Below are 15,222 nucleotides of genomic sequence, written 5' to 3'. Positions count from 1 at the left end.
GGACGGTGACCTCGTCGAGGGCTCCGCAGATGAGGCCGTGGACGGACTCGCCGGCCGCACCTGGCGAACGTTTGCCGCCGCAGCTCAGCGCGGCTTAGGCGGGCCCTCTTCGATGGGGCCGACAGTGGCGCTGAGCAGCGCCGCGAGTCCCTGCTGGGTGGCGGGGCTGTCGGCAGGGTCGCCGGTGTCGTCGACGAGGATGATCGGATGCTCCTCGTCGAGGGCGTGGCTGAGTTGGTAGACGCGTCCGTCGATGTCGACGGCGTCGACCCGGCGCACCCTGTCGAGGTGGTCGTCGCGCAGGTGGATGTCGTGGTAGCAGACGGCCCAGGCCAGCAGCCGCACGTCCGGGGCCGCGGCGCGGGCCCGGGCGAGCATCGTCTGCAGGGTCTTCTGGTACGGGGTTGCGGCGGCTGGGTCGCGCAGGTCCTCGGCGAGGCGGTGCAGCAGTGCGGGCAGGCCTGCGGGATGCGCGAGGAGGTCCTCGGGGTGCAGGGGAAACTCCAGGCTGCGCATGGTGCGCCGCCGTGGCCGGGCAGATTCGAGGGACCAGTCGTGGATGAGCAGCAGGGTTGCGGTGTCTCCCCAGCCGAGGTGCGCGGCGTCGGCGTCGGCGTATTCGAGGCAGGCGGTGAGGGTGCGGACAGCGTTGTCGGACAGCACGGGGTCTCCCAACTCGAGAGGTTGGAGCACGTGAAGGGACCCCGCGGCCGTGTCGGCTGCGGGGTCCCTTGACGGATCGGGGCTCGGAGAGGGGAGGCGGTCAGGGCCGTTGGCGGCTGCGGCTGCGCACGGTCGCCGTGCGGTGGGGCAGATACTCGCGTACCCGGCCGGTGGTGATCTTGGCCTCGTACATGGCGCTGTCGGCCTGGCTGAGTAGATGGCGGGCGCTGACGTGGGGTTGAAGGCTGTGGGTGTGGGTGTGGCCGACCGAGGCCGTCACGCGCAGGACACCGTTGGCGACGCGGAACGCATGGGCGGCGATGGCCTGCCACGCCGCGTCAGCGGCGGCTTCGGTGGCGAGGCGGTCGCCGGTGACGAGCAGCGCGAACTCGTCGCCGGACAGTCGGGCTGCGAGGATCGGACCGGATAGCCCCGACAGGCAGCGACCGACCTGATCGAGCAGGTCGTTGCCGGTTTCGTGACCGAGGGTGTCGTTGACGGCCTTGAAGTCGTTGAGGTCGAGCAGTACGACCCCGGTCGGGGTGCCGTCGGCGAGGGCGGAATGTAGCCGGTCGAGGAACAGCCGCCGGTTGGGCAGGTTGGTGACATCGTCGTGATTGGCCATCCAGCGGACCTTGGTCAGGATCCGCTGTTGCCGCACGAGCGCGGGGATGGCGAGGGCGAGGCCGGCGAGCACACCGCCGAAGGCGGCGGCGAGGTGGTGCATCATGGAAGACGCTCCTTTCGCAGGAAGGAGCACCGGGGGCGGGCGGGGCAGCCGTCAAACTTTTCCGCCCGCCTCCGGGCTACCTCGGAACTGTTGGTTACGGGGTGGGGGCGAGTTGGATGGTGGCGGGCTTGTCGGCGGTGCGGATGGCCTTGCCGGCGATGACGAGCTTGTCGGCGGCGTTGGCGACCGCCCCGGGGCTGGCCTTTCGGGCGTCGGTGCCGGCGTTCGCGGCGTCGATGAGCTTGCACAGTTCACTGGTCTTGAACGCCTGCTCGGGGCGGGCTTCGAGGACGTCGAGGACTGCCGCCCGCAGTGACCCCATCGCCCGGCGAGGACGACCGGCCGAGGTTGCGCCAGTGCGCGGGGTGTCCGTTCCGGGCGGCCCGGCCGGGTCGGTCGCCGGTGTCTGCTCGCCGATGTCCTCCGTCGGGTCGGTGGCGATGGTCGACGCGCCGGTCGTGGGCTCCTGCTGGCGATCGACGGCAGTCGGCAGGTCGGCCGGCGCCGCTGGCTGTGCCGGCGGCGCGGGTGAGGTGTCATCTACGTCGGCGCGCTCCCTCTCTCCGTCCAGTGGCGCCTCGTGGGGCGCGGTCTCGGCAGAGGCATTCGCGTCAGCGGATTCGGTGAGGTCGTCGGCCGCGTTCGGAGACGGGGTGTCGGTTCCACTGGTGGGGGGCGGCGGTGCGGTGACGGTGCCGACCGTGGCGCGGCCGGCGTCGGTGAGCCGCCAGACAGCGCGCTTGCTGTCGGTGTGCACCCGTTCGGCTTGCCTGGTCGCTTCCCAGGCGCGCAGCTTCGCGGTGGCGGTGGAGTAGGCAAGCCCGGCTTTGTCCGCGACGGCGGCGGCGGTGTCCTCACCGAGTTCGGCGAGCGCGGCGAGGACCTTGAACATCGCATGCGGTGCGGCTGGCTCCGGAGCGTCGGTCATGGGCGATTTCCCTTCTGTGAGGTGAGGTCAGCACTGATCCACGCTTCGCTCGCCCCGTAGATCAAGTGCGATTCGCGGATTCGTGGAATCGGTGCGCCGTGTGTCGGCGCACACGCAGCGGACAGGCGGCGATCGGCGTACCCCGGCTGGTACGGCGGGATATCACCGGTGTGTCGCGTATGGAGTCGGGTCAGTGGCGGCGGGTGCGCATGCGGCCCTGCAGGACGGTGAGGTGAAGCCGCAGCCGGTCGTGCAGGGGCATGGCGACGGCGGCGCGGGTGTGCCAGTGCCACCGGTCGACGCCGAGGTGGTAGTAGCCGTCGCGGTCGGGGTGGCAGCGGTCATCGACCTCGATGCGGAGGTCGCCGGTGTCGGTTTCCTCGAGCAGCACGGCGGTGGCGGTGCCGAAACGTACGAGCGGGTGCTCTCCCGGCATGCTTGCCGCGCGCCAGGGCCCGGTGAGGTCGGCGGCGAGCTGCCGCACCGTGCGTGGGTGCAGCCGACAGATCAGGTGGCCGTCCTCACCGAGGACGTAGTCCCGCGCGACCAGCGCCGGGTAGTAGCGGGCGTCCAACCGTGCGGCGGTGACCATCGCTGGCCGCCACCGCGCGTCCGGAGCGACGGTGTCGGCGCGGTGGTCGTACGCCTCGATGTGGCTGGTGTCGAGGACGGCGCCGGGCCAGGTGTCGGTGTTGATGGCCAGCCAGTGGTGGTCCAGGGCGGCGGCGGCGCGGAGCACGTCGATGAGTCGACGCCCGTCGGGGCCGGGGTGACGCAGCGGCAGGTACAGGTCTTCTGCGGGGTCGGCGGCCTCGTCGACATGCCTCACGGCGCGGCCGTGGGCGGCCTGCTCGTCCCCGTCGACGGTGTGCCAGGTCGGTACTCCGTTGGACCGCAGGTGCCCGTCGGCGCCGACGCGGCGCAGGGTCAGGGCGGGCGCGTTGTGCTCGCCGGCCGACATCTGGGCGCGGGTGAGGCGGTGGGTGGTGCACGCGAGGGCGTGCTCGGCCAGGGGCAGCACGTCTTCGACACGGAACCACAGGCGGCTAGACATGGTGAGGGAACCTCCTTGAGAGGAAGGGAAAGGGATGGAAGAGGAACAGCGGCCTGTCTCAGGCCAGGAGGTGACGGCGCCCCATGCCCGGGGCGCCCGGCCGGTGGTGGGGCACCGGTTCACGCGCCTCGCCATCGGGTGAGACGCGATGTGCAGCCCCGCGGGATCAGGGCCAGGTCGAGCGCTGGAGGCTGCGCTTCATGCCAAGCACGGCATGCCAAAGCGCGCCCGCTTAGCTGATCCGGGGGGTGCGAGAACACCACAGCGCTCCAGCAAAGGAGATGTAGCCGGTCCGGCCGCAACACCTGTCCCCGCAGTTGCTGAGCAGCAGGTGACGCTGCCCCGACCGGTGAGGTAGTGGCCGGGCTTGGTGGTCAGCCGCGGTGCGGACGGGCAAACTTGCGGACGCCGATGATGCAGCCGTCCAGGTCGCGGACAGTGTCGTGGCAGACCAGCAGGTCCTCGCGGCCGATCGCAGTCAGTCCGACGACCAGGGACACAAGGTAGTAGGTGCCCGGGAACGGCGGTGGCAGTGGCGGGACGTCGTGGTGGGCCGCGCCGTAGGCGACGCGCTCGACGGGGACGTCGAGGTCGAGGTGGTCGGGTCCGATGACGTGTTGACCCAACCGCGCCGGCCGGTGTTCCTTGCTGACGGGGACCACACGTAGTGGGGTGACGCTGCCCGGCTCAATGCGATCCGGGGTGTCCCCGGCGAAGATGCGCACCGGGTGCGGCGTCAGGTTGATGATCGGCGCCATGGCATGTGCCTCCTGTCTTAGTTGCGGTGGCCGGCGAGGTCCCGCCGTGGGCAAGATCGCGGCAGGTCGTGAGAAGTCCTTCGCGGCCTCGACCTAAGCGCTCGTGGCGGGCGCGGCGATCCTGTGGTCAGGTGCGGGCTGCGGTGAGCAGACGTCGCAGGTTCGCCGCGACGAAACCGGCCGATGTCCGCGCGTCCGGATCGTCGACCGTGGTGGAGACAGTGTCCGCTCCGCGTGTGCGCAGCAGTCGGTAGAAGCGGCCGTCGATGTCGTAGGCGCTGACCGCTCGGACCGGGACGCCGTCAGGGTCGGCGGGCAGGCCGCGGGCGGCGGCGCTTCGGCGGCCGGTGTCGCTGGCGTCGAGTCCTTCGGCGAGGAACGCCATCGCGATCACGGGGCCGATCTGCGCGCGGATCCAGTCCCGCAGCCGTGGGGCTCTGACGGTGGTCAGGGTGTCGGCGACAAATTCCAACCCGATCCGGTACGGCACGGTGATACAGCTGCCGGGGACGGCGAGGAACCGCCATGCCTCCTGGTCGATCGGAAGTTCCTCGACGTTGATGCTGCCGACGTTGGTGTGGGCAGTGGCGTCGATGAGGGCGAGCACGGTGGGGTAGTTGCCCCAGCCGCGCGTCTCGGCGAGGGCTTCGGCGGCGGTGAGCGCCTTGATGACGAGGGTGGAGCGGCGTTCGGGTTGCATGGGCTTCCTCCAGGTCTGATCCGGAATGGCTGGTTGGGTTGCTCTTTCAAAGGCGTGCGATGGCGCCGCAGCGGCACGCCCGTTGTCCCTAGGTGATGGGGAGGGTGGGCGTGCCGTGCGGTCGCTCGGGTGGTGTCAGGTGCGGGCGCGGAGGTGACGCCGGCGGCCGACGCCGGCGGTGAGCGTGTTCGGGTCGACCACGAATACGGGGGCGCCGTCGGTGTGGCCGGCTCTGATGAGGTCGATCAGCTGCGGTGCGCTGTCGTGTAGCAGCGGCAGGCCCCAGGCATTCGCCCTATCCGGCAGGTGGACGCCGGGCGCGGTCAGTGACTTGCGCGCCGGGGCCATCGAGGGCATCGGGTCGTAGAGGGAATCGCCTCCGTTGCTGGTCAGCCACGCCATGCCGCGGAAGCGGAACAGCCGCAGCGCCGGTTCGGCGGTTTGGATGTCGGTGGCCCAGCGGCGGGTGTGCATGGTCCAGTCGCAGAGGACGGCGTGTTGGGCGTGGGCGGCGACGGCGGGCAGGTCGAAGTACAGGAAGCGGGACATGCTGCTCCTTCCAAAGGTGCGGGTGGGGGTGGGCCAGGACGGGGCAGCACACCTGCCTCAGGTGTCGAGGTGAGGTGTGCTGCCCGTCCGGTGCTCTGCCGCGGGATGCGGGCAGACCCTCTGGCCCCCCTGGGTTGCCGGGGGTTGGTGGCCGTGCGAGGTTGCGGCTACGGCGTTTGCAGGTCGATGGCGAAGATCTGCTGGGTGTGGTGCAGGTTCTGCAGGTGCCGGTACGCCTGGTGCAGGTAGGTGATCCGGTCGGCGAGGTACGCGCTGGCCGGCGTCAGCTGGTTGCCGTCCTCGGTGAGGAGTGCGTCGGTGCACAGCGCCCAGAGGGCGCGGTAGTTGGCGTAGGCGGCGGCGCCGGCCTGGAACATCTCCAGGTCGTCGGTGGTGAGCTGCCCGGCGGTGGTGGCTGCGGCGTTGTGCAGGCGCATGGCGTGCACGCGCGGCTGCCGGTGGAACTCGGCGCTGGCGACGTCGAGTGGGTAGCCCGACGGGTTGCTGAGGTGTCGTTGCAGGAACACCGGCCACGGCGTGGCCGGGCGGGTGCCGGCGACGACGTGGTTCCACTGTTGGTGGCGCAGCATGGCGCTGACGTGCGCGCCTTCGCGCATTCCGGTGAGGTCGAGCAGGCGGATGGGGCCGCCGGCGCAGCACTGCGGGCCGGTCTTGGCCTTCTGCGCGTCGATGAGCTGGCGGCGTTGCCACGCCCAGATAGCCGGGGACGCCCACAGGCGGCGGCAGCTGGTGCCGGAGACGCCGAAGTGGCGCTCGAGGTTGCGCACGCCGGTGTGCAGGGTCGCGGCGAGGTCGTCGCTGACGCAGACGATCATCTGGCGGATGACGGCCTGCGGCATCACCTGGGGACGCGGGGTGCTTTGCTGGGGCGTGTTGGCCAGGGCGGTGAGTCGTTGCACGCGGCTGCCGTGGCGGGTCAGCGCGGTGCCGTTGGTCTGGGACATGGAGCCTCCTTGAGGGGTTGGCGTCGTGGGGGCACGACGACGGCCCGGCCCACCGGGTACGTGGGTCGGGTGATCGACGGAGCAGGAACTGTGCGGGGATCGACCGTGTCCACCGGGTGCGTGGAGCGGGTCGGGAGGTGATGCGGTGGCGCGGGGTGGTTGGTGCGACCTCGGGGGTCGCCGCGCGGTGTGCTGCCGACCGGCGTGAGCGGGTGGGCGGGGCGCACCGGGTGGGTGCGGCGATGATCCTGGAGGTGGGACCGAACCGGGTGAAGCGATATATGGGGTTGTGTTAGTGCCGAAACGGTAGCCCTTCGCACTCACAACGCCAGCAGTCGCCGATCAGCCGATATAAGTGGGTTGACCTGGGGTGTGAGAGATCAACTGCCGGTGAGGGCCGCGTGGGTGTGAGTGGGTGTGAGTCGTTGTGAGTGGCGGGCCCGCCCACACCCGCCCCGGCCCGCGGCCGTCCCCGCCGCGCCGTGGTGATGGCGGGGCGGGCGGGGTGACCTGCGGTGTGAGCGGCTGTGAGCGAGCCGGCGGGCTGTCAGGCGTCGCCGGGTTCGGTGAAGTGGTGGGGGTTGGTGGCGGTGTCGGGGCCGTGGTCGCTGGGCAGCTCGTGCAGCCAGCGGCGTGAGCCGGGGTCGGAGGCGAGGGTCCAGGCGGGCCCGGCGGGGTGTTCGTGGTGCAGGCCGGTGGCTACCGGCATGACGGTGGGCACGCCGGCGAGGGCGTCGAGGAGGTTGGCTTCGCGTCGGCGGTTGGGCACGCGCAGCAGGACCGGGTAGCGGGGTCCGAACTGGGCGAGGCGTTCGTAGGCGCGCAGCTTGCCCAGCACGGTGCGCAGCGGCTCGGTGCCGTTGTCGTGTTCGAGGAAAAACCCGACGGTGCGGCCAGCGGCGCGCCAGATGCCGTGGCCGTCGGGTCGCACACCGGCGATGGCGTAGGCGGCGGTGGCGTGCTGCTCGGACCACCAGCGGACCAGTTCGGCGTCGGGGTCGGCGCGGGTGTAGGCGTGCAGGTCGATGAAGAGTTGGTTGGTGCCGAGCAGGTGTTTCATTCGGCCGCTGCCGATGATGCGGTGGGCGCGCTCCACGCTCGTGCGGGGCGCGGGCGCGTCGGGCCGCAGCGGGTCGCTGTAGGCGCGGGGGTGCACGTCGACGCCGAGCGGGCCGAGGGTGTAGAGGTACTGGTCGGTGCCGGTTCGGAGGTCCCCGAATCGGTGCACGGCCTCGTAGCGGTGCAGGGCGGCCAAGCGCAACAGCGCGGAGCGTTTCGAGGGGAACAGGGCGGCGGCGATCTGGTCGGCGGAGAGCAGGTAGTGCTCGGCGAGCCAGCCCAGCAGGTCGTGGTCGCGCAGGGTCAGCAGCCGCAGGCGGGCCAGCCGCTCATCCTTGCTGAGCCGGCGGGCGGGTGGGGTGGGTCGAGGGTCGGACGGGTCGGGTTCAGGAGTGGGTGAGTGGCGGGACATGAGATTTCTCCTCAGGGAGAGTGGAGAGGAATCCCCCTCCTTTCAGGAGGGAGTCTGGAACTGTCACCGCCGGTGAGCGGCAGTGATCACCGGCGGTGTGCTGCGGTGACGGGCCGTCCGGCCGGCGTGATCACCGGCGACGGCGGGTAGGGGTGGTGAAGGCGCGGCGAAGACCCCAGCGAAGGTGCCACCGAAGCCCTCACCTGACCGAGGATGCCGGCGGAGCGAGGGTGTGACTCGGTCGAGTGGTGGCAGGGTCAGCGGCGTTGCCGGCGAGCCCGCTCCGCGTCGGGTGCTCCGCCCTCACTGGGGTCGGCGGCGTCTTTCTTCGGGCGGGAGTACTGCTCGACGAGGGCGTCGATGGCGCTCTTGTCCTGGGGCAGGACCTTCTCCGCGGCCACCTGGCGGATGGCGGTGGCCTCGCCGACGACGGGCTTCGGGGCGCGGGTACGCATGGTGAACGCCGGTGTCTGGCGGCCGTCGGCGACCAGGCGGGTCGCGGTGGTGTAGGCGTCGAGGTGGGTCAGGTCGTGCTCGTCCAGTTCAGGAAGGGTGTGCCGGGCCAGGACGCGGGCGTCCTCGGGAGCGCAGGAGAAGTACACCTTGTTGCGGGCGTTGGCCGACGCGGCGGCGAGGAGGTCCTTCGGGAACTGGGCGAGGTCCTGGTGCGACAGGACCAGTGACAGCCGGTACTTGCGGGCCTCGGCGAGCATCGTGTCGAGGCTGTTGGCGAGGGTGAGGAAGTTTTGCGCCTCGTCGATGATCAGGGTGGCGTCGCGGCGCTGCTCCGGGTTGAGCCGGGCGCGGGCGGTGGCGGCCTGCCACACCTGCGCCAGGATCAGCGACCCGAGCAGTTTGCTGGTGTCCTCGCCGAGTTGGCCCTTGGGGATGCGGACGAGCAGGGCGCCGCCGTCGAGGACCTTGCCCATGTCGAAGCTCGACTTGGGGTATTGCATGGTGCGTTTGACGAAGTCGCGTAGCAGGAACGAGCGCAGCCGGGCGAGGACCGGTCCGATGACCTGGGAGCGCAGGGCGGGGTTGAGTTCGTCGTACCACTGCCAGAAGCCGTGCAGGCCGGCGGGGTCGTCGAGGTTGACGGTCATCGCGGAGCGGAACTGGGCGCTGTTGAGCAGCGGCGGGATGTGTTGCAGGGTGACGTTGGCGTGGCGCAGCAGGGTCAGGCAGGCCACGCGCATGACGTCGTCCATGCGGGGTCCCCACGCCTTGGCGAAGATGTTGCCGAAGATCGACACGAGGTTGTCCACGACGAGGTCGGGGTCGTCGCCTTCGAGGGGGTTGATGGTGGGTGGGTTGGGCTGGTCGGGGTCGAACAGCACGACCCGGTCGGCGACGTCGGCGGGTAGCCGGTCGAGGATGTCCAGGACCAGGTCGCCGTGCGGGTCGATGACGACGGTGCCGCGGCGGGCTTTGATGTCGTCGACGGCCATGTTCACCAGCAGGGTCGTCTTGCCGGAGCCGGTGGAGCCGATCACGTGCAGGTGATACCTGGAGTCCGGCACGGACAGGCCGACACGGTGCCCGCCCATCTGCGCGTCGCCGAGGATTTTCTCTCCGCGCCCGCCGCCGGTCACGGCGACCGGGGCGGGCATGGACTTCGCGCGGGCCCGGTCCAGGCCCGGTACTGCCAGGTCCTGGGGTAGCGCGGCGAGCGCCGCCAGCTCGGGGGCGCTGGTGATGAACCCGGCGCTCAGGCGCCGCTGGGCCAGCACCGCGACCGGGTGGGGCATGCGGGTGCGGTGGGTGAGCCGGTTGCGGGCGGAGTACACGGCGAACGCCGAGGCGATCGTGTCGGCGAGGCCGCGCAGCCGGGGCCGCTGGTCGGTGTGGGCGCGACCGGTGTCCTTGGCCACGGCGTAGCGCACGGCGGTCTCCCACAGTGGGTGGGCGCTCTTGTCGAGGATGGCGCGCACGTCGCGTTCCACGCTCGGGTCCCGGCGTGCCGCCGGCGCAGCTCGGCTGGTGCTGGCGCTACGGCCGGGTAGGAACGCTTCGATGAGCCACAGCAGCGGGGCGGCCGGGTTGATGGTGGGCAGGGCGGTCCTACCGTCGCGCAGCCGTCTGGCGGCGCGGCGGGCCCTTCGGGCGCGGCGGGCGGCGGCGGGGCGGGCGAGGACCTGCACGCAGGCGTGCTCGTCGGCGCGCAGGCTGGAGCCTGCGGACATCAGGGCGCGCAGCGGGTCGGTGTCGTGGTCGGTGCGTAGCGGTAGCCACTCGGCGGCGACGGGCAGCAGGTGACCGCCTACGGCTGCCGTGTCGGCGGGGATCGGCGGGCCGGGGTTGTCGTCGGTGGTGCAGGCGGCGCCGGGCCAGGCGGCGCGCACGGCGGCCTCCACAGCACCGGGCGGCACGGTGCCGGGTACCCACACGGAGATGAGCAGCCGCCGCCCGGTCCATGTGTACTGCCACACGACGTGCGGGCAGCCGTAGAGCAGCCGGCGGCGCAGCGACGGGGTCAGGGTGCCGGCGAGGTTAGCCCACAGCGCGGCGCTGCTGCGCGGATCGACCTCCGGTGGCGGGGCGACGGTGATCAGGCGGGCGCCCTCGGCGTGACGGCGGTGCCGCCACGACGCGTGCAGGTTGCGGGCGGCGATGACGCTGATCAGCGCGCCGGCGGCGACGGCGAGCAGCCACGGCCGCGCCGCCGCCCATGCGGCGGCGTCGAGGACCCATCGGGCGAGCCCGGCGGGCGGCGCGATGCCCGGCACGCTCGGCGCCGGCCCTGGGTTGGGGGTGGGCGGGTGCGTCAGCGTGGTGGGCAGGTGCGTGATCGATGTGGTCACAGCTCCTCCTCGTCGTGAAGCGCGGCGAGGTCCTGCGGGCGGGTGGTCGCCAATTGGTGTTCGGTGTCGGAGGCGATCGCCTCGAAACTTGTCCGGTTCGGGCCGGCGATGAGCAGGCCGGTGCCGACGCGGGCGGCGAGCAGCAGCCGCCGCTCCCCGGCGGTGAGTCCGAACGCGTCGCCGACGGCGTCGATGGCCTGGGGGGCTTGTTTGAGCAGCACCTGGGTGGCGGCGTTGGCGACGACGGCCTGCCCGAGGTCGGTGCCCAGGACGTCGGCGACGTCCTGGGTGATGACCGCGAGCCCGGCGTGGCGTTTACGGGCGGCCTTCGACATGCGGAACAGGAACTTCGCGCCTTCGCCGTCGCGCATGAGCAGCCACGCCTCGTCGACCACGACCAGCCGGCGCGTCGCCGACTGGCCGGGGGCGTCGACGCGCCGCCAGATCGCGTCGAGGGCCAGCAGGGTGCCGACGGTGCGCAGCTCGTCGGGGAGCTGCCGCAGCGACCACACCACCAGCTGCCCGTCGAGGCGGGTGGTGGAGGGCCCGTCGAACAGCTGGGAGAACGAGCCGTGCACCCACGGGGCGAGGCGGGCGGCGAGTTGCCCCGACGCCGGGTCGGTGTCTGCGTCGAGGCAGGCGGTGAGGTCCCGCAGGAGCGGGGCGGGCCGGTGGTGGGTGGCCGGGTCGGCGGTGATACCGGCGTTGCGGTAGACGGCCAGGATCGCCCGGTCCAGGGCAGCCCGTTCGGCCGGCGGTGGCTGCTGACCGAGCAACACACCGATGAGGGTGTGCAGGAACAGCCCGCGGCGGGTCAGCACGTCGGGACGGCGGTCACCGACCGGCAGATCGAGAGGATTGATCTTCACGCCGGGCGCGCCGAGGCGCACGACGGTGCCGCCGACGGCGTCGGCCAACCGGAGGTATTCGTCTTCGGGGTCGATGACGGCGACCTGCACCTGCTGGTAGAGGTTGCGCAGGATCTCCAGCTTCACGAAGTAGGACTTCCCGGCGCCGGAGCGGGCGAGCACGACGGAGTTGTGGTTTTCCTGCGCCCAGCGGTCCCACCACACGATGCCCTGGGAGTCGGGGTTGACGCCGTAGAGCACCCCGCCTTCGGCGGGTGGGTCGCCGGGCAGGGGGGCGGGCAGGTCGGCGGAGGCGAGGGGAAACGCGGCGGCCAGGGCCTCGGTGTCCATGGTGCGACGCATCTGCAGGCTGTCGGTGGCCAGCGGCAGCGTGGTGGTCCAGCCCGCGAGGTGCCGCCAGGTCGCGGGTTGCACCTCGATCAGGGTGGACGCGGCGGCGGCTTTCACCTGGGCGCAGGCCGTGAGGAGTTCGTCTTCGGTGCGGGCGTGCACGGTCAGGTACAGGCCGACGCGGAACAGTTTGGCCTGCCCGCGGGCGAGGCGCCCGGCGAGGTCAGCGGCGTCTTCGGCGGCGGCGTCGGTGCTCGGGTCGGTCAGTTTGCCGGCCGCGTGGTCAGCGCGGCGGCTGGACTCGAAGCGGGCACGCTGGTTACGCAGCCGGGTCGCGGCGATCGGGGCGGGTAGCGGGTCGATGTGCAGGGCCAGGTCGAGGCGGCCCGGCCACGACAGAAGCGGCTCCAGCCAGGCGTGGCCCACCTCGGCGGGGTAGCCGGTGACCACGAGGGTCGCGGCGTAGCCGTCGCCGACGCGCAGCATCCGCGGAGTCACCTCCACGGCGGCAGGAGCGACGGTGCCCGCCAGCGACGAGCGCTGACGGGCACCGGTGTCGGCGCGGGATCGGTGCTGGAGTCTCATCGGGGGTCCTTTCCTTGTCGTGGCGTGGTGGGGACGGTGATGACGGCGTCGGGGGCGGCGAGGCCGCCGGGGCGCGAGGGCCGGTAGGGATCGGCGGCGGCGGCGATCGCCGCGGTGACCGCCGCCGCGTCCAGCGCGCGGGTAGTGACCCCCAGACCGGACAGGGTGCGGGCGGTGTCGTCGGCGCGCCGCCGGGCCGCGTGTTCACCTCGCTCACCAGCCGTGGCGCGCGAGACGATGAGGACCTGGCGGCGCAGCGGGTCCCGGCGGGCGGCCAGGTCGTCGAGGAACCGGGCGTGGTCGGCTGCGGCGTCCGCCAGGGCTGGATGCGCCATCTGCCCCACGGCCTGCGTGAGAGCGTGGGCGGCGGAGCGTAGGTCGACCGGCTGCGCCGACACGACGATCTGCGTCGGCGTGGACAGGCTGTTGAGCCACCTGCCGAACACCTCGACCAGCGCTGCTTGCTCGCCGGCGGTGCGTAGCGCCAGGTTGACACTGGTCGCGGCGACTACCGCCGCTCGTGTGCCGCCGAGGTGGATCTCCCCGTCGTCGTCGATGGCGTTCGCGGGCAGTCTCAGCGGCGCCGGCACCATCACCCGGCTCGCCGGTGTCTGCACCCAGTCCGGCGTCGTCGACGCGGTGTCCGTCGTGGACAGGGCGCGAGGAGCGCGGGCGTGCCGGACGGCGGCGAGCAGCCACACGTCCAGCGGCAGGCCGTCACGGCGGCCGACGGCGACGCCGAACACGAGGCCGCCGACGATCACCGCGGCGCCGAGGAGCACCGGCACGGGCACGACGGTGTGCAGGGCCCGCCACGCGCCGTAGAGGCCGAGGGCGGCGACGGCGAGGATCGCGAGCTGACGGAAGGTCAACCCGTAGGCGACCTTGTCGGGCGCGTCGACGTCGGCGGGCATCCGCGCCCGTCCCGCCTCGCTCCGCTGGGTGTTGGTGGTCATCGGGTCACCGCCCGCACACCCCGGCCGAGGCCGGGCACCGCCCGGGTGGCCTGCTGCACGACGACCACCCGCACCGCGGCGCCGATCATGCTGGCCCCGCCACCGCTGTTGCCGGCGCTGACGTAGCGGCGCATCATGTGCGGCACCCGCAGGGTGGTCCAGAGCATGACCATGACGACGAACAGGTTCAGCACCCCGCCGGGATCGACCGGCAGGCCGAGCACGGGCAGCAGGTGCGCCGGGTCGGTGAGCATCCACTGCCCGGCGTAGAGGGTGAAGCCCTGCACGACCGGCACCGCCAGGACACCGGCGTAGGAGCGCCACCACATCCGCGCGACCGGGTCTGTTTGCGGCAGCGCGTGACACGCCAGGGCCAGGGGCGCGGCGGCGGTCAGGACGAGCACGACGGCGAACCGGACGATCATGCTGAACGCGGTGCCGGCCAGGAGCACGGCGATGATCGCCACGCAGATCACGAACAGCAGCGCGGCGGTCTTGTCTTGCCCCGCGGCGATGTGGGTCTTGATCGCGCGCAGCGCGCCGGCGTGGTCGCCGGTGCCGGTGCTCAGCGCCGTGGTGAGGGCGTTAGCGAGGTCGATGAGCATGCCGCACCACAGTTGGGAGAAGTGCGCGGCGACGAACGCCACGATCAGGCGCGGCAGCAGGTCCTTGATCGTGTAGCGGGAGCGTTCGTCGCCGCCAGCTGTCATGGTGAGCGCGCCGGCGGCGACGAACGCCAGGACGAACACGGTGTCCACGACCCACACCGAACGGCCGGTCAGGGCCTGCACCTGCGGCAGGCCGGTGACGTCCGGGGTGATCAGCAGCGCACTGCTGATCACCCCGATCAGCGCGTCCAGGGTCGCCAGGATCGCGGTGGTGAGCCAGTCGAGGATCTGGCCGAGGACGTAGCTCATGGTCAGCCTCCGACGATGCCTTGAACGATTTCCAGCAGGATGGGGGCGAGTACGGCCACGCCGTACCCGATCAGCGCGTTGCGCAGGGCGCCCTTGGCCCGCTCGACCTGCGCCGGATCGCCGCCGGCGGTCGCCCAGTACACGCCGGCGAGAACGAGGAACAGCGTGGCGAGCGCGGCGAGGATGCCGACCAGCCAATACCGCAGGTTGGCGATGACGACCGGCAAGGAGTTCACCGCCGGCGCGGGCACGCTTAGGTCGGCGTAGGCGGTGGTGGACACGGACAGCAACAGCAGCACCGGGCAGGTCAGCGCGGCGGTGCGGCCGACCCGGCGAGCGGTCCGGGAGTGGATGAAGGCACGCGCGCGTGCCGGGATGCGGAACATGAGACGGTCACCTCCGGCCCCGCGGAATGCGGGACGCTTCATCGAGTGGACGGGGTGGACCGCCGCCGCAGGACGGGTGTGGACGACATCACGACGCACCGTTCGTTCCCGGGAGGAGCACGTCCTCCCTTGTCGGGTAGCGGTGTAGTCGATGAGGTGTCAGCGCACCGATCTGCGCGGCACCCGGAAACGTCCATAGCGTCAGACGCGACCAGCCCGTCGAAGGGGCCCCGTCCTGCGGCGGCGAGCGGAACCCTCCGCCAGCGCCGGTCGGCGTGCGGAAAGGTCTCGCACTTATAAAAGCGGCGTTTGTGTGCTCCAGAGAACGCCTGCCCCGCTCACGGCAACTCACGTCCACTCACGGCTGTCGCCGGCCGTCCGTGTCCTTTCGCAGCTGACCTGCTCCGTTCTCAACGTTTCTGCTCCGACCCGCAAGCTTTCTCAGTCAAAGTGCTCCGCTGCCGCTGCTACGACCGCCGCTGTTCACTCGCCAGCCGACCGAAGAGATCTGGTATCACCTGGTCAGGCGGGTGCGGCACCGAGCTGCCCTACGGCTCCGT

The 15,222-nt window shown here is 71.7% G+C and carries 14 protein-coding genes; all 14 read right to left on the bottom strand.

What is annotated here, in order from left to right; genetic code table 11:
- Positions 1 to 84 precede the first annotated feature (84 nt).
- Complete coding sequence (locus tag ACLQ2W_RS00935) at positions 85 to 663, bottom strand: hypothetical protein (protein WP_425784855.1); 579 nt, start codon at positions 661 to 663, stop codon at positions 85 to 87.
- Between the two features lie 100 nt (positions 664 to 763).
- Positions 764 to 1,393 carry a diguanylate cyclase domain-containing protein gene (locus ACLQ2W_RS00930; RefSeq protein WP_425784854.1) on the bottom strand — a complete coding sequence of 210 codons (630 nt, stop codon included), beginning with the start codon at positions 1,391 to 1,393 and terminating at the stop codon, positions 764 to 766.
- Between the two features lie 94 nt (positions 1,394 to 1,487).
- Positions 1,488 to 2,321, bottom strand: coding sequence for a MarR family transcriptional regulator (locus ACLQ2W_RS00925; RefSeq protein ID WP_425784853.1), 834 nt, complete (start codon positions 2,319 to 2,321; stop codon positions 1,488 to 1,490).
- 190 nt (positions 2,322 to 2,511) lie between these two features.
- A complete protein-coding gene (locus tag ACLQ2W_RS00920; protein WP_425784852.1) occupies positions 2,512 to 3,375 on the bottom strand; it encodes a hypothetical protein in 864 nt (287 codons plus the stop codon).
- Positions 3,376 to 3,749: 374 nt separating this feature from the next.
- The gene (locus ACLQ2W_RS00915) at positions 3,750 to 4,133 is read right to left on the bottom strand and encodes a hypothetical protein (protein ID WP_425784851.1); all 384 of its coding nucleotides are present in this window, start codon (positions 4,131 to 4,133) and stop codon (positions 3,750 to 3,752) included.
- A gap of 127 nt (positions 4,134 to 4,260) precedes the next feature.
- Positions 4,261 to 4,833, bottom strand: coding sequence for a hypothetical protein (locus tag ACLQ2W_RS00910; protein WP_425784850.1), 573 nt, complete (start codon positions 4,831 to 4,833; stop codon positions 4,261 to 4,263).
- Positions 4,834 to 4,968: 135 nt separating this feature from the next.
- Positions 4,969 to 5,382 (bottom strand): hypothetical protein, encoded by a 414-nt coding sequence (locus ACLQ2W_RS00905; protein WP_425784849.1) that lies wholly within the window; start codon positions 5,380 to 5,382, stop codon positions 4,969 to 4,971.
- Between the two features lie 167 nt (positions 5,383 to 5,549).
- Complete coding sequence (locus tag ACLQ2W_RS00900; protein ID WP_425784848.1) at positions 5,550 to 6,347, bottom strand: hypothetical protein; 798 nt, start codon at positions 6,345 to 6,347, stop codon at positions 5,550 to 5,552.
- Positions 6,348 to 6,894: 547 nt separating this feature from the next.
- On the bottom strand, positions 6,895 to 7,818 hold the full coding sequence (locus ACLQ2W_RS00895; RefSeq protein ID WP_425784847.1) for a replication-relaxation family protein: 924 nt from the start codon (positions 7,816 to 7,818) through the stop codon (positions 6,895 to 6,897).
- A gap of 257 nt (positions 7,819 to 8,075) precedes the next feature.
- Positions 8,076 to 10,619 (bottom strand): type IV secretory system conjugative DNA transfer family protein, encoded by a 2,544-nt coding sequence (locus ACLQ2W_RS00890; RefSeq protein WP_425784846.1) that lies wholly within the window; start codon positions 10,617 to 10,619, stop codon positions 8,076 to 8,078.
- Complete coding sequence (locus ACLQ2W_RS00885) at positions 10,616 to 12,403, bottom strand: VirB4 family type IV secretion system protein (protein ID WP_425784845.1); 1,788 nt, start codon at positions 12,401 to 12,403, stop codon at positions 10,616 to 10,618. The genes ACLQ2W_RS00890 and ACLQ2W_RS00885 overlap by 4 nt, the downstream gene beginning before the upstream one ends.
- Positions 12,400 to 13,359, bottom strand: coding sequence for a PrgI family protein (locus ACLQ2W_RS00880; protein WP_425784844.1), 960 nt, complete (start codon positions 13,357 to 13,359; stop codon positions 12,400 to 12,402). The genes ACLQ2W_RS00885 and ACLQ2W_RS00880 overlap by 4 nt, the downstream gene beginning before the upstream one ends.
- Positions 13,356 to 14,276, bottom strand: coding sequence for a conjugal transfer protein TrbL family protein (locus ACLQ2W_RS00875; RefSeq protein ID WP_425784843.1), 921 nt, complete (start codon positions 14,274 to 14,276; stop codon positions 13,356 to 13,358). The genes ACLQ2W_RS00880 and ACLQ2W_RS00875 overlap by 4 nt, the downstream gene beginning before the upstream one ends.
- Before the next feature lie 2 nt (positions 14,277 to 14,278).
- A complete protein-coding gene (locus tag ACLQ2W_RS00870; RefSeq protein WP_425784842.1) occupies positions 14,279 to 14,662 on the bottom strand; it encodes a pilin in 384 nt (127 codons plus the stop codon).
- Between the last annotated feature and the right edge of the window lie 560 nt (positions 14,663 to 15,222).

Origin of the sequence: Micromonospora sp. DT227 (genome assembly GCF_049841835.1) — a bacterium.
Classification (GTDB): domain Bacteria; phylum Actinomycetota; class Actinomycetes; order Mycobacteriales; family Micromonosporaceae; genus Micromonospora.
The sequence above is the reverse complement of the archived record's forward strand: the minus strand, read 5'-3'. Positions and strand labels throughout refer to the sequence as shown.